The organism is Acinetobacter sp. RW6 (assembly GCF_041956835.1).
GTDB lineage: Bacteria > Pseudomonadota > Gammaproteobacteria > Pseudomonadales > Moraxellaceae > Acinetobacter > Acinetobacter calcoaceticus.
On sequence record NZ_CP167121.1, the window covers coordinates 1,778,848 to 1,798,066 of the forward strand.

Here is a 19,219-nt window from a genome sequence, read left to right on the forward strand (position 1 = left end):
GCAAGTGAGGTTTCACTTGCTTAAGTAAATTTAGGACAAAAAGATCTTGTTAGATCCCTGCATCTGTTGGGTGAGCTTTTAATTTTTTATAAGATGAACTTTGTGGCATGTTCAAATTTGTATTTTTTGGTGGAATTGGCGATAAGAACCACTTCTTATATAAAGCGTCCATTTGACCAGTTTTCCATAGATTATTTACAGTACGGTCAGCAATCGCTTTAAATTTTGTATCACCTTTAGCAAGCATAATGCCATAAGGCTCTGATGAAAGTACTGGACCAACAATTGCGAAAGCTTTAGGTGTAGAAGACTTGGCAACTAAACCAGCTAAAATATTATCATCCATGACAAATGCAGCAGCACGGCCTGATGCCATCATTGCAAAAGAGTCTGAGTGATCTTTACCATAGATGTTTTGGATAGTAAGTGCTTGGCCTTTTTCATTCATCTTGATGTATTTATCAGATGTTGTACCTTGAGTTGTTACAACAGCCTTGCCATTTAAATCCGCCAGACTCTTAATGCCAGAGTTCGCTTTAACTGCCATACGTACTTCAGTCGCATAGTAGTTTGTTGAGAAACCAACTTGTTCTTGGCGTTGCTTAGAGTTTGTGGTCGTACCACATTCCATATCGATATTGCCTGCTAAAAGTTCAGGAATACGAGTTGATGAAGTTACTGCCTTGTATTCAACTTTTAGCCCAGGCATTTTCAATTCTTTTTTAATGTCATTTGCAAACTGGTTACAGATATCGACTGCATAACCTACTGGTTTACCTGCAACAACATATGAAATTGGGTCAGAAGATTCTCGGTGGCCAATGACGATTTTTCCGCTGCTTTTAATTTTAGCTAATGTATCTGCTGCCTGAATTTGAGAAGTAGCACCAACCGTACAAAGCATAACTGTTGAAACAATGAGAGAGGTTGCAGAACGTTTCATAAGAACTCCTTGATGATCATTCTCTCTATTTATCTATAGAATCATTCATATAGAGAAATAGAGTGATTTATTATTAAATTGCAATTATCGAGCCAACTTTTCCAAGTAGGACACATCCATTTGCTTCACTTATTTTATTCAATCTGTTTTGCAGAATTAATACCTTTAAAACTGCTCACATGTTTCTACTTTAATCTATATTTTAATCTTCTGTCTATTATTAAGCTCACCTAATTACACTTAAATGTGGCAATTATTGATTACATTGTAAACACATGCACAATAAAGAGGCTTAACTTCTTCTAAAAACTGTTTTTAGAAAAATTATATTTTCTAGAAAATTATAAAAATTAAAATTATTAAAGATTTAGCTAAACATTAAATTCACATTGTAAAAAGCAACTTAAGCATCAAAATAATATATACAAATGGTTTAATAAAAATCATTTAGAAAATTGATAGTAATATTTAGATAAATGAGTGACCTTAGAAATATTACAAAAATGCCCTGAGAAAATCAGGGCATTTTATAAAGTTTAAATTCCTCGCCAATCTACTCGCGCGTTTCTTTCGGTTTGATATATTCTTAAAACATATTGGCCTAGAGGCAAATCAAGTAAATATTTTTGATAGTTGCCCCATTCGGCTGAAACTTCTTCTGCCTCTTCACGCTCCCAAGGCGTACCTTTTACCTCTAATAGTGGTGCAAGCATCGAACAGACAGAAATATCGGCAAGACTTAATCTGTCTCCGACCATATAGCGCGCTTGATTTTCTATTAGATACAGGTTTAGTTCATTTATGAGTTCGTCCATATGCTCTTTGGACTGGCTCACTAACTCCTCTTCAAGTTTATAGTTCTTCTTTACTAATGTTTTGAGAAAGGGTTTTGATATTTTTTCAAACTGACGTAAATAACCTTGTTCACCCATCATAATTTCTAGAGCATGGTCCCCTTGGGCTAAATTATGTGCTAAAGCCCAACGGCGCACATGTATCCCAAGATCATCAGCCAAACTATCAATTTTCAGTGTTTGTTGTCTAAGTTGCTCATCACGACGTAAAAGCACATGTTCTGGGTAGGTATCATCCAGATAAAGTGCAATTTTGGTTGATTCAGCAATCCATTGATGATCATCTTTCAAAATTGGCAGCAAATTTTGCCCTGTTTTGAGTTGTGCGAAAGCACGATGAAACCCTGGAATCAAGTTATGAGCCACATAATCAAGTTCTTTATGGTCTAACAACCAGCGAGCTTTTTCACAATAATGGGACAAAGGGAACTGATACAAAACCCGCATAAAATCTCCACGTTTATTTTTATTTGACTATTTGTACAAAAATGGTCGATGGTAAGTAGATACTTTAGAAGCTATTTTTAGTGAAAACAATGGATATTGTGCTCATTTTTGCTGACAGTTAAGTCTATTTTTTATATCTTTTTTTACCGTACTTATTGCTCTTTTTCATATTAAAACTAATTTTATTATTAATTTTTTTCATAAAAACTATAACTAATTGATTTATAATAGCTTTTAATATCTTTATTTTTCCATTAAAAATCAAAAAAAATGCTTTGCACTTTATTTCATAAGCTGAGCATAAGTCCTCGTTTAGTGGAAAAATATTTCTTTTGTAAGGTAATGACAGTAATACAAGGTGTCATTATGTCTAATTCTCTATCTAAAACGACGGCATACGTCCAAGTCATTCAAAATGATCAACAAGCCATTAATGCCGCTTATCAAGTGGCGGATTATGCTTTAGAGGGTCGTAATACACGTGATCAACAACGCTTATTACCTCATGAGCAAATCGAAAGCTTTAGCCAAAAAGGCTTAGGCGGAATCCGAATTGCAAAAAAATATGGCGGAGCTTTTGTGTCCAATAAAACCTTGGCACAAGTTTTCCGTATTTTAAGTAAAGGCGATGCGAATGTTGGTCAGATTCCACAAAATCAGATTAGCCTTTTAAACCTGATCGAAATCTTGGGTACAGAACAACAAAAACAATTTATCTTTTCAGAAATATTAGCAGGAAAACGTCTTGCCAACGGTGGCCCAGAACGTAATACACATGACTCAAAAACACTAAAAACCACGCTCACCATTGAAAATGGCAAATATATTTTAAACGGTGAGAAATTTTATTCGACTGGAACAAGTTTTGCGCATTGGCTTGCAATTAAGGCCGTTCATCCTGAAGGCCATGTAGTTTTAGTGATTGTTAACCGAGAAGCCCAAGGTATTGAAGTCATTAATGATTGGAATGGCTTTGGCCAACGTACAACTGCGAGCGGCACAGTTAAATTAAATGATGTTGAAGTTAATCCTGAACTTATTTTTGATGAACGCTTATTAACACAAGTCCCAACTTATCGCGGTGCTTATTCGCAGTTATTACAAGTTGCAATTGATGTTGGAATTGCAGAAGCCGCTTTTGAAGATACCTTATCGACCATTCATAAAGCACGCCCGATTATTGATGCAAATGTTGAAAAAGCCAGTTTTGAGCATTACACCCTGCAAGAGGTTGGTAAGTTAAATATTGTGCTCGACGCTGCAATTTTATTGCTTGATGAAGCTGCTGAATATTTAGATGAACTTGACCAACTTCAAAATGTGACTGATGAACAAGTAGCAAAAGCTTCAATTTTGGTTGCTGAAGCGAAAGTCTATGCCAATGATGCCGCTCTACAAATCTCTGAAAAACTGCTGGAACTTGGCGGTAGCCGTTCAAGTTTAAGCCAACACAATTTAGATCAACATTGGCGAAATGCCCGTGTACATACGTTACACGACCCTGTTCGCTGGAAATTACATGCCATTGGCAATTATTACCTTAATGGTCATTTCCCTGCCCGCCATGCCTGGATTTAAGGAGAAATTGTCATGACTTCATATCAATCGATTCAAACTAAACAAACATCAGCATCGGGCAAAGCACATATTATTCAAAATGATGCTGAAGCTTTAGAAATTGCAAAACAATTTGCTGAGCAATTTAAAAAAACCGCAGTAGAACGCGATACAAAGCGAATTTTACCGTATACCGAAATTGATGCCTTAAGCCAGTCTGGGCTTTGGGCAATTACAGTACCCAAGCAATATGGTGGTGCCGAAGTTTCAAGCCATACGGTAGCTAAAGTAATTGCGCTTTTAAGCGGTGCAGATGGTTCAATTGGTCAAATTCCACAAAATCATTTCTATGCTTTAGAAGTCTTACGCAACACGGGAACAGAAGCTCAAAAACAACGCTTATATGGCGAAGTGTTAAATGGTACTCGCTTTGGTAATGCACTTGCTGAGTTTAAAACTAAAACTTCGACTCACAAACAAACCAATATTCGTCCTCACGAAAATGGATATCTGATTCAAGGTGAAAAGTTTTATTGCACAGGAAGCTTATTTGCTCACCGTATTCCAACTTTAGTTCTAGACGATGCTGGCCGAGAATATCTGGCATTTGTGAAAAGTGGTTCGCAAGGATTAAAACTTGTGGATGACTGGTCTGGCTTTGGACAGAAAACCACAGGTAGCGGCACAGTCAAGTTTGATCAGGTTTTTGTCGATGCAGATGATGTCATTCCTTTTGATACTGCATTCTTACAGCCAACTTTAGTTGGTCCGTTTGCTCAAATTATGCATGCATCTATTGAGGTAGGTATTGCACGAGCAGCCTTTGAAGAAAGCTTGCAAAGAGTACATCAAGCTCGCCCATGGATTGATTCGCAAGTTGCAACGGCAAACCAAGATCCTTTAACAATTTATGAATTAGGACGCATTGCAGTAGATGTACGAGCAAGTGAGGTTCTATTAAAACAAGCTGCTCAATCAATTGATGCCGCAAAAATTGAAACTACACCTGAAAGGATTGCTAAGGCTTCAATTGATGTTGCAAAAGTACGTGCTCATAGTAGCGATATCGCACTAAAAGCATCGTCGAAGCTGATTGAACTTGCTGGTAGCCGTGGTAGTCAAGCACAAGATGGCTTAGACCGTTTCTGGCGAAATGCACGCGTGCATACGTTGCATGATGCTGCACGCTGGAAATATTACTTTATCGGCAACTATGTTTTAAACGGTGTTCTACCACCTCGTCGGGGGACATTGTGATGACTGATTTTAAAGCTAAAGAGATTTTGCTGAATGCCTTTGATATGAATTGTGTTGGGCATATTAATCATGGTCTATGGACACATCCACGTGATGAGTCACACCGTTTTAATGAACTCAGCTATTGGACAGAACAAGCCAAAACCTTAGAAAGTGGTCTGTTTGATGGTTTGTTTATTGCCGATATTACAGGTGTGTATGACGTCTATCAAAATGGTATTGACCTCACTTTAAAAGAATCAATTCAACTTCCGAGCCATGACCCTTCCACACTCATTTCAGCTATGGCAGCAGTCACGCAGAACTTGAGTTTTGGGGTGACTGTTAACTTAAGCTATGAGCATCCGTACCAATTCGCTCGTCGCTTTGCGAGTCTTGACCATTTAACTCAAGGCCGTATTGGCTGGAATATCGTGACGGGTTATTTAGATAGTGCAGAACGTCTGATTGGTCAAAAAGGTTTAAAAGACCACGATGCCCGCTATGAACAAGCCGAAGAATTTTTAGAGCTTTGCTATAAATATTGGGAAGGTTCATGGGAAAACGACGCAGTCAAAAAAGATAAAGTCCAACGTGTTTTTACAGACCCATCTAAAGTTCACACCATCCACCATCACGGAAAATATTACCAGAGTGAAGGTGTATTTCAGGTGTCTCCTTCTGTGCAACGCACCCCAACATTATTTCAAGCGGGTGCTTCACCGAAAGGTATGCAGTTTGCGACTCGTCATGCTGAATGTGTATTTATTGGTGGTGACAAGCCCGAAAAAATTCGTGAGCAAGTGAAAAAGATCCGCGCTCTTGCTGAACAGCAAGGACGTGCGGCAGATGACATTAAAGTCTTTGTCGGCATAACCGTTGTCGTTGCTGAGACACATGACCTCGCAGTACAAAAACTTAATGAATATCGTCAGTACGCAAGTCCTGAAGCAGGCTTAGCTCATTATGCAAGTTCAACTGGTATCGACTTAAGTAAATTTGCCGACGATGAAGCAATTCCTTATCAGAAAAGTAACAGCATTGTTTCCATTACCGAAAAATTTAAAGAACAGCAAATCACTAAAAATGATTTAAAAGCTCAACATGTTTTGGGTGGTCGTTATCCACTCATTGTCGGTAGTGGCGAAGAAGTTGCTGAATATTTAATTCATCTTTTAGATGAGACTGATATTGATGGCTTTAATTTGACGCGTACTGTTGCGCCTGAGTCTCACAACGATTTTATTCGCTTGGTCATTCCTGAGCTACAACAACGTGGTCGTTATAAAACTGCATATAAAACGGGTTCTTTGCGGAACAAAATTTTTAATCGGGGGGATCAATTACCGAAACAGCACCCTGTTCAAGCGTTCCGATGTAGTCCCTATAACAACAGCAAAAACTTAACAAAAATTGAAGAAATAACTGCTTAAATTTGGAGATAGACATGGCTCAAACAGCCTCTAAAAAATGGCTAGGCGTAGGCTTAGTCGTTGTAGTCCTTTTTGTTGCTTTATTCTTTTGGAATAAACACCGTCAAAGTGGCTCAAATGAACTTGTAATTGGCATTAGTCCACCATTTGCAAAAACTTTACAAGCTGCTGCCGATGAAGCAAAGCTACAGGGTTTAAATGTGAAACTGGTTGAATTTTCTGACTGGAATACACCAAACATTACTTTAAATCATGGGGATATTGATGCGAACTTTTTCCAGCATCAACCTTTCTTAGATAATGCAATTAAAGAAACTGGCTTTAAATTAAAGGCATTTGCAGTGGGTGCAGCATCACATGTGGGACTTTATTCAAAGAAATATAAAAGCCTTGATGAATTGCCACAAAATGCACGTGTAGTCATTCCAAATGATCCAGTTAACCAAGGTCGTGCTCTACTACTTTTACAGCAAGCTAAATTAATTACGCTTAAAGATTCAAACAATCATTTATCTGCACTCAAAGATGTTGTTTCAAACCCTAAAAACTTGCAATTCATAGAGGTTGAAGGACCACAGACTGCTCGTGCAATTGATGATGTTGACTTAGCTTTTGGCTACCCACATTACTTACGCTTAGCAAAAACAGCTGACCCTGAGAGTGCTCTTTTACTTGATGACAATACCAATAAACGTTATGCCATCTTGTTTGTAGTGCGTGATGACTATCAGGACAAGGGCGACAAATTGAAGAAATTTGTTGAGATTTATCAGAACTCGCCAAAAGTTAAAGCTGTCTTAGATGCTGAGATTGGGCCAACACTTTGGTTCCCTGGCTGGAAGTAATAACGGAAAGATTATGGCTATTCAGTTCAAACAATATAAGCCTTGGTTACTCGGAATTACGATTTTAATCGTGATTCTGGGTCTCGTCGGTTATCGCTATATTAAAAATAAGCAAACCGATGATGTTTTAACGATTGGCATTAGCCCGCCTTATGCTGAGCTATTACAAAGCATTGCCAATGAAGTTGAAAAGCAAGGTGTTCACGTCAAGCTTGTTGAATTTTCTGACTGGCGAGCACCGAATGTTGCCGTACAAAACGGCGATATTGATGCAAACTTTTTCCAGCAAAGCGTTTTTTTACGCAATGCCGTTAAAGAAACAGGATATGACTTACACGCATTTGCTGTGGGTTCAGGAAGTCACGTAGGTTTATATTCAAAAAAATATAAAACACTTGATGATTTACCTTCACAGGCACGCGTTGCTATTCCAAACGACCCAGTCAATTTAGCTCGTGCCTTAATTTTGCTACATCGTGCTGGCTTAATTCAGCTAAAAGACAGCAACAATGAACTTTCGACCACCCAAGACATTATTGCTAATCCTAAACAGCTAAATTTTGTTGAGGTTGAAGGCCCGCAGACAGCACATGCATATAACGATGTCGATTTAATTTTCGGCTTCCCTCACTACTTAAAAATGGCAAAGGTAACCGACCCGCATAGCGCATTATTTTTAGATCCGATTGATAAAAAATATGCAATTTTGTTTGTGACCCGTCGTGATTACCAAGATAAAAATCAAAAACTGGCAACCTTCGTCAAAGCATTCCAGAACTCAAAACAAGCGCAGGATATTCTGGATAAAGACTTTGGCCAAGGTATGTGGTTTCAAGGCTGGAAATAAGGAGAATGACGATGGTGAGTTTTGGATCACAAGTTGATTTTTCTCTACCCCATATCAAAATTCGTGGTTTAAATAAGTTTTACCAATCACAAGGTCAAAAACTTCATGCTTTAAAAGAAATTAACCTTGATGTTCCTCAAGGTAAAATCTTAGGCATTATTGGGAAAAGTGGTGCAGGCAAATCTTCCTTGCTCCGTACTTTAAATGGCTTGGAACAAGTGAATACTGGCAGTATTCATATTCATCAACAAAACATTGCTGAATTGAGTCATGCCGAGCTCATCCAAACCCGTCAACGGATTGGAATGATTTTTCAACATTTCAATTTAATGTCTGCAAAAACAGTTTGGGAAAATGTGGCATTGCCCTTAAAAGTTTCCAATTACAACAAAGCAGATATCGACCAACGTGTAAATGAAGTTTTGGCTTTAGTCGGGCTAGCAGATAAATCTAGCTATTATCCGTCACAACTTTCTGGTGGGCAAAAGCAACGTGTCGGTATTGCACGCGCACTTGTTCACCACCCTGAAATTTTACTATGTGACGAAGCAACCTCCGCACTTGATCCAGAAAGTACAGCCACTATTTTGGCTTTGCTTAAAAAGATTAATCAGGAGCTTGGCTTAACTATTGTATTAATCACTCACGAAATGCAGGTCATTCGAGAAATTTGCGATCAAGTCGTAGTGATTGATCAAGGTGAGATTGTAGAGGCTGGACAAGTTTGGTCTGTGTTTTCACGCCCAGAACAACAGATTACCCAAGAGCTGCTTAATCTTGAGCAAATCACCCTACCTTTTAAGATCAGTCCGTTACTGGATGAAAATTCGACTCATATTATTATAAAACTTAAATATGAGGCTGAAGCACATCAAGTACCCGATATACAAGAACTACTTGCTAGATTTAAAGCACCCGTCAATTTATATCAAAGTCAGGTCGACACCATTCAAGGGCACATTATTGGCTCACTTTTAGTGGGTATTCCTAATGTAGAAATTGATATTTCATCCATACGACAAGATGCATTAACAGCAATTGCACAATTTGAGGTACTTGGCTATGCCCGACCAGCTCATTGATCTATTAATTACTGGAACTGTAGATACCTTACTTATGGTGGGTGCATCTGCATTGATTGCTTTTTTAATTGGCTTACCGATTGCTGTTGTTCTAGTAAGTACATCTGAGCATGGCATTCACCCCTCACAAAAAACTAATCAGGCGTTGGGCTGGGTAATTAACATTACGCGCTCTGTGCCTTTTCTTATTTTAATGGTAGCCCTTATTCCACTTACTCGCTGGATTGTCGGGACAAGTTACGGCGTATGGGCAGCCGTTGTTCCATTAACGATTGCTGCAATTCCTTTCTTTGCCCGTATTGCAGAAGTTAGCTTACGTGAAGTCGATCAAGGCTTAATTGAAGCTGCACAAGCGATGGGTTGTAACCGTAAACAAATTATTTGGCATGTGCTTTTACCAGAGGCTTTGCCAGGTATTGTTGCGGGCTTTACTGTCACAATTGTTACCATGATTAACTCCTCTGCCATTGCCGGTGCTATTGGTGCGGGTGGCCTAGGAGACATTGCTTATCGTTATGGCTATCAACGTTTTGATATGCAAATTATGGTGGCTGTAATTTTAGTATTGATTGTTTTAGTCATGTTAGTACAAGCGACTGGTGATGCATTAGCCCAGCAACTTGATAAACGTAAAGTTTAAACTCAACAGAACCCTGCTCTAGCCATGACTTTGTCATGGCTTTCATGTAAAATCAGCCACAATTTTTAATTTACATATTTGTGAGTGGTTTTCATGGGTTTTAATTGCGGTATTGTTGGTCTGCCAAACGTAGGGAAATCTACCCTTTTCAATGCATTAACGAAAGCAGCAATTGCAGCGGAAAACTTCCCTTTCTGTACCATTGAACCAAACACAGGTATTGTTCCTGTACCAGATCCACGTTTAGACAAACTTGCTGCGATTGTTAAACCACAGCGTATTTTGCCAACTACAATGGAATTTGTAGATATTGCAGGTCTTGTTGCTGGTGCATCAAAAGGTGAAGGCTTAGGTAACCAATTCCTTGCTAACATTCGTGAAACTGATGCAATTGCTCACGTGGTACGTTGTTTCGAAGATGAAAACGTGATTCACGTAAACGGTAAAATTGATCCGTTAGATGACATCGCAACCATCAATACTGAACTTGCACTTGCAGACCTTGAAACTGTTGCTAAAGCAATTTTACGCTTAACTAAAGTTGCTAAAGGCGGTGACAAAGAAGCTGTTGCAACTAAAGCAGTTTTAGAAAAAATCCAACCATTACTAGATGAAGGTAAACCAGCACGCGCAGCTGATTTGTCTGATGACGAACGTAAATTAGTTCGTGGTTTTGGTTTAATGACTTTAAAACCAACGATGTATATTGCCAACGTTGCTGAAGACGGTTTTGAAAATAACCCGCATTTAGATGCAGTAAAAAAACTTGCTGCTGAAGAAAACGCAATTGTTGTTCCTCTTTGCAACCAAATCGAAGCTGAAATTTCATTATTAGAAGATGAAGATCGTGCTGAGTTCCTAGAAGCAATGGGCATGGAAGAACCAGGCTTAAATGTGGTTATTCGTGCAGGTTATGCGCTTTTAGGTTTACAGACTTATTTCACTGCTGGTGTACAAGAAGTACGTGCATGGACTGTAAAAGTTGGTGCAACCGCTCCTCAAGCAGCTGGTGTGATTCACACTGACTTCGAAAAAGGCTTTATCCGTGCTGAAGTTGTTGCATATGATGACTTCGTACAATACAACGGTGAAAACGGCGCTAAAGAAGCTGGTAAATGGCGTTTAGAAGGTAAAACTTACATCGTTCAAGATGGCGATGTAATGCACTTCCGTTTCAACGTTTAAGTTAAAGATTAAGAAAAAGCCCCAACATATTGGGGCTTTTTTTATATTTATAAGGAATGATTCAGATCCATCATCTCTCGTTTACTACGTGCTTCTTTCAAAATTCGCTCATGCAATGGCTTTCTAAAACCCAGCATAAATATAAATTCTGCCAATACAAATAACGGCCCTATCGCAAGTCCAATCACGTCATCAACAAAAGCTGGTTTTTTCTTTTCGAAATAATGCCCAACAAACTGAAAGACCCATCCCACCACAAAGATACCAATACTTGCTGCTAACCATTCTCCCCAAGATAATTGGGCAATTTGGCTCGCCAGTGGATAGAAAGCAACTAAAAGAATCAGCATGAGTAAACCAAATACTTTATCTAAAATAAAATAATAAATCGTACTAACTGCAATCAACACAATAGCTAAAGTAAGTTTAAAACTACTTATATCGATCCCAGCTCTCGCAGTTAAACATAGAATTGAAAAAACGATGAGTGGAATACCAATAAAATGCGTCAAAATATTTTTATGATTTAAGTGGTAAGCCGCATATTTGCTAAGCTGTTGCTCCAGATTTGACATGAGTTGTTCCCTATTCATCTACATATAGTCATACTGTACAAATAAGGAAAACTTAAAGTTGTCAGCTATTTGACAAAGTAATGATTTTTTTCATGGATGGCCCAATATTGGACATTATTTATATTAACCGATTAAAAGAAAACACATGGTTTAGTGCGCTTCCAGAAGCATTCCAAAACTTTATTCTAGAGCATGGTAAGCAAATTACTTTCGAAAAAAATAGTTATGTTTTCCGTGCCCAAGATGTGTTTGATGGCATTTATACCGTGCTTGAAGGCTCAATTAGCTTAGGTTATGTCGATGTAAATGGTAATGAAGCACTTTCTGCTATTGCTGAGCCGATTATGTGGTTTGGAGAAATCTCCCTCATTGACCATGAACCACGTTCACACGATGCGATTGCTCTGAAAAAAAGTACTGTTCTACATATTCCAGCGAAGCCCTTAAATAAGCTACTCAAAGAAAATCCCTATTACTGGTACTATTTTGCACGTTTAACCAGCCAAAAACTTAGGTATGTTTTCTTAGAGCAGATTGCAATACAAACACGCAGCATTTCTCAAAGGCTTACTCAACGTCTTCTATTCATTTTAGAAGGCTATGGTAACCATATTCTTATTCAAGATCGCCACATTCATATTTCTCAAGAACAATTGGCAAATATGCTGACTACATCTAGACAGACCATCAATCATGAACTGAGCCTACTCGAAAAACAAAAGATCATTAAAATTGCTTTTAAAAAAATTGAGATTTTAGATATTGAGAAATTGAAAGTAGTTGCTCAAGCCCATTCTTAATCCATTCAAAGGCAGCCATATAACAAAAACTTAAAATTAAATTAAAAAATTAGATAACACTGCAAAACAACACATTGTTCAAACTCTATTTCACAAAATAAATGTTTCAAAGCAGATATTTTCACCCTACACTCAAGCTGAGCAATAATACTCAACAAGGCGCTGATTAACATGAAAAAATTATCAACAATTCTTACAGCAGGCGTATTGGCTATGCTAAGTGTTTCGGCATTTGCATGTCCAAAAGGAACTCAATTACAAGGCGGTACAGGACCAAATCATAAAGGCGGAAAATGTGTTGCGGCACACGGCAAAGCGACTGCTAAAAAAGAAGTAGCAAAAGCAAAACAAGATGTTAAAAAAGATATGACTGAACAAAAGCATGACACAATGATGAAATCTATGCATGCTCAGCATGAATCTCAGCAAATGACTCATCAAATGAAACAAGATGCAGTAAAAACTGCTAACACAGCTAAAGCGGCAACAAAACCTTAATTAACATTCACTCATTATCGTTTAAAAGCAAAAAAGCGAGATTGATCATCTCGCTTTTTATATTTGTCTGCTTTATTTTGGAGAAGTATTTCCAAGACTTGGCTTCTCAATTGCATCCTTACATTGCGCTTTATCTCGCTCATAATCTGCCTGCTTCTTAGCAACTGAATTATTATTTTCCAATGTTTCACGAGCCCACACATCTAGACTAGTTAAAGCTTTACGACAAAGCGCGTATTTCCCTTCTGTCACTGAGTCAGTCATTTTCACATTAATACGCCAGTCCGTACTCAATTGACGTAAAGGTTTACGAACGTTGTCATCGATTTGACTCAGTTGCTTTTCATAAACCAAATGCTCAACCGTATTAATTAATGTCCATGCTTTTTGAGCATAAACAGTTGCATCATTGGTTAGTTTCGGTGCTGGCTTAATTTCTACTTTTTTTTCTGCACCCTGATTACCATTGTCACAGCCCTGCAATGTAAAAATACCTGCACTCAACATGGCGATATAAACTAAACGAATCTTTGCGTTGAACATATCAAACTGCCGATTAAACATTTCGGCACTATGCTATTAAATTCGGCTACAATACTCAATCTTTCAAGTATTTTTATCATTTGGTTTATTGCCAAGGTGTATTGTGTCCAAACAACAATTGATGGCTGATCAAACGGCAACTTTTTGGCAAGGTGCCAAAGATAGTCAAGCTATCGTACTCACCTATTTACCCGTTTCTTTTGCCTTCGGTGTTTCTGCATCTCAGTTTGGTTTTACGCCATGGGAAGCTTTTTTCCTATCTTGTTCAATGTATGCTGGAGCCAGCCAGTTCTTGGTTGTCGCACTTTTGGCCAGCGGTTCATCCATCTGGTTAACGGCATTAACAGTGATTGCACTTGATATTCGTCATGTTCTTTATGGGCCAGCGCTATACAACCTTATTCCCAACAAGTTAAATCTTAAAAAAACGGCGGTTTGGGCATGGGGCTTAACCGATGAAGTTTTTGCAAGTGGCATGATCCAACTTTCACAACGTCGTCAGCAATGGTCTGAATCTTGGATGTTAGGACTTAGCCTATTTAGTTGGATGGCTTGGGCAACTGGCTCATTATTAGGGGGATTATTTGCAGATCAGGTCTCTCATCTTCCAAAGTTTTTACAAGCAGCATTAGACTTTTTACTTCCAGCTTTATTTTTGAGTTTCTTGTTAGCGGCTTTTGAGCGAAAACATAGCCTTGTAGTCGCTGTATCTTTAGTCGTTTCAGCTTTAGCCTGCTATTGGATTAACTTATCTGCTGCCATTTTTATTGGCATTCTTTCAGGCATTTTAGCAGGCCTGTTTAAACATTATGTTTTAAGACAACAAGAAGAGGTCGAAGTTTAAAATGAACCTAGAGATTATTCTGGTCGGCATAATTGTGGGTATTGCTAATTTCGCCTCACGTTTTGGACCATTCTTTGTTATACAAAAGCTGCAAGGTACACAGCAAAGACGCGGTTCAGTCTGGTTAAAAATTGCTTTGGGCTGTATTGGTATATCTGCAATTAGCGCCATGCTTGTCGTTGCCACTCTTCCACCACTTCTTGAAAATCCAGATAAGAGTTTCGCCATGCTTATCGGTTTTCTGGTTTTAGCAGGCCTTTATTTTAAATTTAAGAAAATTGTGCCAGCAACGTTAACTGCCGCAATTGTTTATGGCCTGATCTATACTTATTTACCTTTATAAATAGATAAACTCATTTTCCTTATATAAAATAAATTCCAGCCAGAGGTATTTAGACTTCTGGCTTTAAAAACTAATTTTTTAAATTGATTAAAAAGATAACTTCATCTACCCATTAGAGATAAAAATGTCACAAGTTAAAATTTACGCAAATGAACAAACGATTATGCAATATCGAGAATTACTTTCTCATGCCATACATCAAGCCCTCATTGAAGAATTAAAATATCCGGTTGAGAAAAGATTTCAACGTTTTATTAGCCTTAAACCAGGAAACTTTATCTATCCTTCTGACCGTAGCCAACACTACATCATCCTTGAGCTTTCAATGTTTATAGGTCGTAGTACAGAAACGAAAAAGAGACTCATCCAAACGTTATTTCGCAATATTGAAGAACAATGCAAAATAGCACCTCAAGATATCGAAATTACGATTTTTGAAACACCTAAAGAAAATTGGGGTATTCGCGGTAAAAATGCCGATGAGCTACTTTTAAACTATCAAGTTAATGTCTAAATAAAGTACATTCTTAATTGTCCGACAAAATTCATTTTTTATGCGTTATAAGGCTTAACTCCACCATAAGTTCTGCTATGCTTAAAAAAATAATTTTGTCAGGATGATTCGCATGAGCGTGACACTCGGTACCCCACTTCAATCTTCTGCATTTAAAGTTTTATTGTTAGGTTCAGGAGAGCTTGGCAAAGAAGTTGTAATTTCCTTACAACGCCTTGGTGTAGAAGTACATGCAGCCGACCGTTATGATCATGCGCCAGCCATGCAAGTTGCACATTTTTCTTATGTGTTAAATATGGCTGATCCTACTCAATTAAAACAACTCATCAAAAAAATTAAACCGAATTTAATTGTTCCAGAAATTGAGGCCATCGCTACAGAAGTTCTCGTTGAAATTGAAGCGAGCCAAACTGCAACAGTTATTCCTTCTGCTAAAGCTGTAAATCTAACAATGAACCGTGAAGGTATTCGTCGTCTTGCTGCTGAAGAACTTGGTTTACCTACCTCTGCTTATCGCTTTGCTGATTCACTAGAAAGCTTCCGCGCCGCTTCTGATGATATTGGTTATCCAAATTTTGTAAAACCAGTGATGTCATCTTCAGGTAAAGGCCAATCTCGTGTAAAAAGTTTCGATGAAGTCGATGCTGCTTGGGAATATGCGATGCAAGGTGGTCGTGTTAACCAAGGTACGGTCATCATTGAATCTCAAATTGATTTTGATTTTGAAATTACATTACTTACCGTTCGCGCTAAAAACCCTGAAACTGGTGAAATCGAAACTCACTACTGCGACCCAATTGGTCACCGTCAAGATGCAGGTGATTATGTAGAAAGCTGGCAGCCTCAACCCATGACACCTGCCGCACTTGAAGAAGCAAAACGGATCGCCAATAAAGTGACAACTGCACTGGGTGGCTGTGGTATTTTTGGTGTAGAACTGTTTATTAAAGGCGATAAAGTCTGGTTCAGTGAAGTATCACCTCGCCCACATGATACAGGTCTAGTAACTCTAGCATCGCAATTTCAAAGCGAATTTGAACTGCATGCTCGTGCAATTTTAGGATTACCAGTGAACACAGCTCGCCATAGTATTGCCGCGAGTGCAGTCATTTATGCGGGGGTAGATGCCAACAACTTAAGCTACAGTGGCTTAAATACGGCGTTAGCCAATCCAAATACTGACCTACGCCTGTTTGGTAAACCAGAAGGTTTCAAACGACGTCGTATGGGTGTGGCAACTGCTCGTGCAGAAAATACTGATCTTGCTCGTACTTTAGCGAAAGAAACCGCTGATCAAGTAAGCGTAAAAACCAACTCTTAATATTTACTTATTGGTAGACCCATTTTCATGATCAATACATCGCCATTGCTGAACTACGTTACAAGCCATCATGATATTAAAGCCATTAATCAATGGCGAACGGATGTAGAAAAGCAATTGCAGGATTCATATGAAAATGGGCAATCGATTCGAGAAGTCATTAAAGCGCGCTCAGACCTTGTAGACGAAGCACTGATCTTTTTATGGAAACATGCCGAACTCGACCAGACAGGATTAGGTCTTTTTGCAGTGGGTGGTTATGGGCGCCGTGAAATGTTGCCCTATTCCGATGTTGATATCATGATTTTGTCAGAACATGAAATTAACGAAGAAAACGAAAAGCGTATTTCTACATTTATTTCCTCTTTATGGGATGTTGGTAATTTTAAACCCGGAATTAGCGTTCGTACCATCCAAAGCTGTGTTGAACAAGCTGCAACAGATCTAACCGTTGCAACCACACTCATTGAAGCTCGTTTAATTACAGGTAATAGTCAACTTGCAAAATGGCCGCGTCGTATTGTTTCGCAAACGTGGACAGACAAAACATTTTTTGATGCAAAAATGGCTGAACAAGCCAAGCGTTACCACCAACACAACAATACTGAAAGCAATTTAGAACCAGATATTAAAAATGCACCGGGTGGCATTCGTGACATTAACCAGATTGGCTGGATTGCCAAGCGTCATTTCCGCGTAAACCGCATTTATGACTTAGTACATTTAGGTTTTATTTCAGAGTTTGAATTAACAGTTTTAGAAGAAGCTGAAAGTTTTCTTTGGGAAATTCGCCACCATTTACATCGTTTAGCGAAACGTGATGAAAACCGTCTTTTATTCGATCATCAAAGAGAAATTGCGGCTCAATTTGGTTATGTCCGTAAAGAAGGTCAACCTGTAAATTACGGTGTTGAGCAGTTCATGAAACGCTACTACCGTACCGCACAACAGGTTTCTACCCTCAATGAAATGTTATTGGCCTATTTTAGCGAATCGGTCATTACTCCTCGCTTACCCAATTACGAACGTAAAATTGAAGAAGTTAATAATCATTTTAAAATCGTTGATAACAAGCTTGCCGTACAGCACCACAAAATATTCGCAGAACACCCAAGTGCTATTTTAGAGTTATTCTATATTTTGGCTAATCGACCAGATATTGAAGGGATCCGCGCTCGTACTTTACGCTTACTTATTCTTGCTGCAAAACGTATTAATCAGAATTATCGAGATAATCCTGAACATCAAGCACTATTCATGTCAATCATTCGCTCCCCCTATCGTCTATACGATACTTTAGTTGCAATGAAGCGCTATGGTGTTTTAGGAAACTACATACCAGCGTTTGGTCAAATTATGGGTCTTATGCAATATGACCTATTCCATATCTATACGGTCGATGCTCACACATTATTATTGCTGCGCAACTTAAACCGTTTTAAAGAACCTGAGTTTGCTAAAGAGTTTCCTGTTGTAAGCTCTGTTTTCCAACGTCTCGCACGTCAAGATATTGTATTTATCGCTGCATTATTTCATGACATTGCTAAAGGCCGCGGTGGAGACCATAGTGAACTCGGTGCAGAAGATGCGATTGAGTTTGGACGTGCGCACGGCTTTACAGAGCGTGAATGCAAATTAATTGCATGGCTCATCCACAACCATTTGCTCATGTCACTGACTGCTCAGAAAAAGGATATTTCCGATCCAGATGTTGTTAAAGATTTTGCTGAAAAACTTGGCGATATGGAACATCTCGATTATCTATATACCTTAACGGTTGCCGATATTAATGCAACAAATCCAAAACTATGGAACACATGGCGTGCTTCACTTATGCGTCAACTTTATACGCATGCCCGTGATGTAATTCGTACAGGTTTAAGTCGTCCTGTTGACTATCAAATGCTGATTGAAGACACCAAATTTGCAGCAAGTGAATTACTGGTGAATAACTTCTCATTAGCAGACGTCGAAAAAGTATGGCAAGAACTTGGTGATGAATACTTCATTAAAGAATCAGCAGATGAAATTGCATGGCACACTCAAGCAATTTTGAAACACGGTGATAATCCAGAGCCATTAGTACTGTTGCGTGCTCACCGTAAAGCTGCCCAAGATGCAGTGCAAATCTTTATATATACACGTGACCAACCCAACCTTTTTGCCACCACTGTTGCAGTTTTGGACAAAATGAATTTAGACGTTCAAGATGCAAAGATTATCACGGCAAGTACGGCATTTAGCTTAGACACCTATGTTGTGCTTGATCGTTTCGGTACATTGCTGACCGACCCTGAACGCGAAGAAACTGTTAAAACTGCATTAGTGAAAGCACTTAGTCAGCCAGATCAATATCCAGGACTCATGCAACGCCGAATTCCACGTCAACTACGTCATTTTGATATTGAAAATACAGTCGACGTTACATTGAATGAAGCGTTACAGCAAAACATGGTCGAAATTTCAACACTTGATCACCCTGGCCTACTTGCACGCGTAGGTGGCTTATTTATGATGCAAGGTTTAGACATCCATTCAGCTAGAATTGCAACTTTAGGTGAACGCGCCGAAGATATTTTCTTTGTCACGAAAAAAGATGGAAAACCGTTAAATAACGAAGAGGTCAAACTCTTCTCGGAAAAGCTTAAAGCTGCATTAGATGAAGCATCTAATCAAATTTGTCAGCACTGAAACTCAACTAATTGGTAACTG

Annotated in this window: 19 protein-coding genes; 15 read left to right on the forward strand and 4 right to left on the reverse strand. The window is 38.6% G+C overall.

Translation table 11 applies throughout. The features are described 5' to 3' along the window. Nucleotides 1-49: 49 nt before the first annotated feature. Together ACB088_RS08445 and ACB088_RS08450 are read right to left on the reverse strand one after the other, a co-directional pair. Nucleotides 50-943 carry an amino acid ABC transporter substrate-binding protein gene (locus ACB088_RS08445; protein WP_092705553.1) on the reverse strand — a complete coding sequence of 298 codons (894 nt, stop codon included), beginning with the start codon at nucleotides 941-943 and terminating at the stop codon, nucleotides 50-52. 536 nt (nucleotides 944-1,479) lie between these two features. Next, nucleotides 1,480-2,244 carry a glutathione S-transferase family protein gene (locus tag ACB088_RS08450; RefSeq protein ID WP_375038632.1) on the reverse strand — a complete coding sequence of 255 codons (765 nt, stop codon included), beginning with the start codon at nucleotides 2,242-2,244 and terminating at the stop codon, nucleotides 1,480-1,482. Between the two features lie 342 nt (nucleotides 2,245-2,586). Between ACB088_RS08450 and ACB088_RS08455 the strand changes: the two genes are divergently transcribed. From ACB088_RS08455 to ychF, 8 genes are all read left to right on the forward strand, one after another. Then, nucleotides 2,587-3,822 carry an SfnB family sulfur acquisition oxidoreductase gene (locus tag ACB088_RS08455; RefSeq protein ID WP_375038633.1) on the forward strand — a complete coding sequence of 412 codons (1,236 nt, stop codon included), beginning with the start codon at nucleotides 2,587-2,589 and terminating at the stop codon, nucleotides 3,820-3,822. A gap of 12 nt (nucleotides 3,823-3,834) precedes the next feature. Next, entirely contained in the window at nucleotides 3,835-5,058 is a 1,224-nt protein-coding gene (locus ACB088_RS08460) for an SfnB family sulfur acquisition oxidoreductase (RefSeq protein ID WP_375038634.1), read from the forward strand. Next, complete coding sequence (locus tag ACB088_RS08465; protein ID WP_375038635.1) at nucleotides 5,058-6,470, forward strand: LLM class flavin-dependent oxidoreductase; 1,413 nt, start codon at nucleotides 5,058-5,060, stop codon at nucleotides 6,468-6,470. Before ACB088_RS08460 ends, ACB088_RS08465 begins: the two co-directional genes overlap by 1 nt. A 14-nt stretch (nucleotides 6,471-6,484) precedes the next feature. Beyond that, nucleotides 6,485-7,315, forward strand: coding sequence for a MetQ/NlpA family ABC transporter substrate-binding protein (locus ACB088_RS08470; RefSeq protein WP_005041242.1), 831 nt, complete (start codon nucleotides 6,485-6,487; stop codon nucleotides 7,313-7,315). A gap of 13 nt (nucleotides 7,316-7,328) precedes the next feature. Continuing rightward, entirely contained in the window at nucleotides 7,329-8,162 is an 834-nt protein-coding gene (locus ACB088_RS08475; RefSeq protein WP_375038636.1) for a MetQ/NlpA family ABC transporter substrate-binding protein, read from the forward strand. 5 nt (nucleotides 8,163-8,167) lie between these two features. After that, complete coding sequence (locus ACB088_RS08480; protein ID WP_375038637.1) at nucleotides 8,168-9,244, forward strand: methionine ABC transporter ATP-binding protein; 1,077 nt, start codon at nucleotides 8,168-8,170, stop codon at nucleotides 9,242-9,244. Continuing rightward, the gene (locus ACB088_RS08485; protein ID WP_375038638.1) at nucleotides 9,225-9,884 is read left to right on the forward strand and encodes a methionine ABC transporter permease; all 660 of its coding nucleotides are present in this window, start codon (nucleotides 9,225-9,227) and stop codon (nucleotides 9,882-9,884) included. Before ACB088_RS08480 ends, ACB088_RS08485 begins: the two co-directional genes overlap by 20 nt. Nucleotides 9,885-9,977: 93 nt before the next feature. Then, nucleotides 9,978-11,069 carry a redox-regulated ATPase YchF gene (gene ychF / locus ACB088_RS08490; protein ID WP_017390507.1) on the forward strand — a complete coding sequence of 364 codons (1,092 nt, stop codon included), beginning with the start codon at nucleotides 9,978-9,980 and terminating at the stop codon, nucleotides 11,067-11,069. Nucleotides 11,070-11,116: 47 nt separating this feature from the next. Here ychF and ACB088_RS08495 read toward each other — a convergent pair whose 3' ends face one another. Continuing rightward, the gene (locus ACB088_RS08495; protein ID WP_375038639.1) at nucleotides 11,117-11,644 is read right to left on the reverse strand and encodes a DUF962 domain-containing protein; all 528 of its coding nucleotides are present in this window, start codon (nucleotides 11,642-11,644) and stop codon (nucleotides 11,117-11,119) included. A 92-nt stretch (nucleotides 11,645-11,736) separates the two neighbouring features. Between ACB088_RS08495 and ACB088_RS08500 the strand changes: the two genes are divergently transcribed. Beyond that, entirely contained in the window at nucleotides 11,737-12,444 is a 708-nt protein-coding gene (locus tag ACB088_RS08500; protein WP_375038640.1) for a Crp/Fnr family transcriptional regulator, read from the forward strand. A gap of 171 nt (nucleotides 12,445-12,615) precedes the next feature. Continuing rightward, nucleotides 12,616-12,942, forward strand: a complete 327-nt coding sequence (locus tag ACB088_RS08505) for a hypothetical protein (RefSeq protein ID WP_309950422.1) — start codon at nucleotides 12,616-12,618, stop codon at nucleotides 12,940-12,942. 72 nt (nucleotides 12,943-13,014) lie between these two features. Here the strand turns inward: ACB088_RS08505 and ACB088_RS08510 are convergent, their stop codons facing one another. Then, a complete protein-coding gene (locus ACB088_RS08510; protein WP_307010143.1) occupies nucleotides 13,015-13,485 on the reverse strand; it encodes a hypothetical protein in 471 nt (156 codons plus the stop codon). 121 nt (nucleotides 13,486-13,606) lie between these two features. Between ACB088_RS08510 and ACB088_RS08515 the strand changes: the two genes are divergently transcribed. The 5 genes from ACB088_RS08515 (at nucleotide 13,607) to glnD (ending at nucleotide 19,198) form a co-directional block, all read left to right on the forward strand. Continuing rightward, nucleotides 13,607-14,329 (forward strand): AzlC family ABC transporter permease, encoded by a 723-nt coding sequence (locus tag ACB088_RS08515; RefSeq protein WP_348949581.1) that lies wholly within the window; start codon nucleotides 13,607-13,609, stop codon nucleotides 14,327-14,329. A gap of 1 nt (nucleotide 14,330) precedes the next feature. Further along, entirely contained in the window at nucleotides 14,331-14,672 is a 342-nt protein-coding gene (gene ygaH / locus ACB088_RS08520) for an L-valine transporter subunit YgaH (RefSeq protein ID WP_017390502.1), read from the forward strand. A gap of 124 nt (nucleotides 14,673-14,796) precedes the next feature. Then, nucleotides 14,797-15,186 carry a tautomerase family protein gene (locus ACB088_RS08525; RefSeq protein WP_209733398.1) on the forward strand — a complete coding sequence of 130 codons (390 nt, stop codon included), beginning with the start codon at nucleotides 14,797-14,799 and terminating at the stop codon, nucleotides 15,184-15,186. 103 nt (nucleotides 15,187-15,289) lie between these two features. Beyond that, nucleotides 15,290-16,507 (forward strand): formate-dependent phosphoribosylglycinamide formyltransferase, encoded by a 1,218-nt coding sequence (purT, locus tag ACB088_RS08530; RefSeq protein WP_375038641.1) that lies wholly within the window; start codon nucleotides 15,290-15,292, stop codon nucleotides 16,505-16,507. Between the two features lie 27 nt (nucleotides 16,508-16,534). After that, entirely contained in the window at nucleotides 16,535-19,198 is a 2,664-nt protein-coding gene (gene glnD / locus ACB088_RS08535) for a [protein-PII] uridylyltransferase (RefSeq protein ID WP_133746220.1), read from the forward strand. The last annotated feature ends 21 nt before the right edge of the window (nucleotides 19,199-19,219 follow it).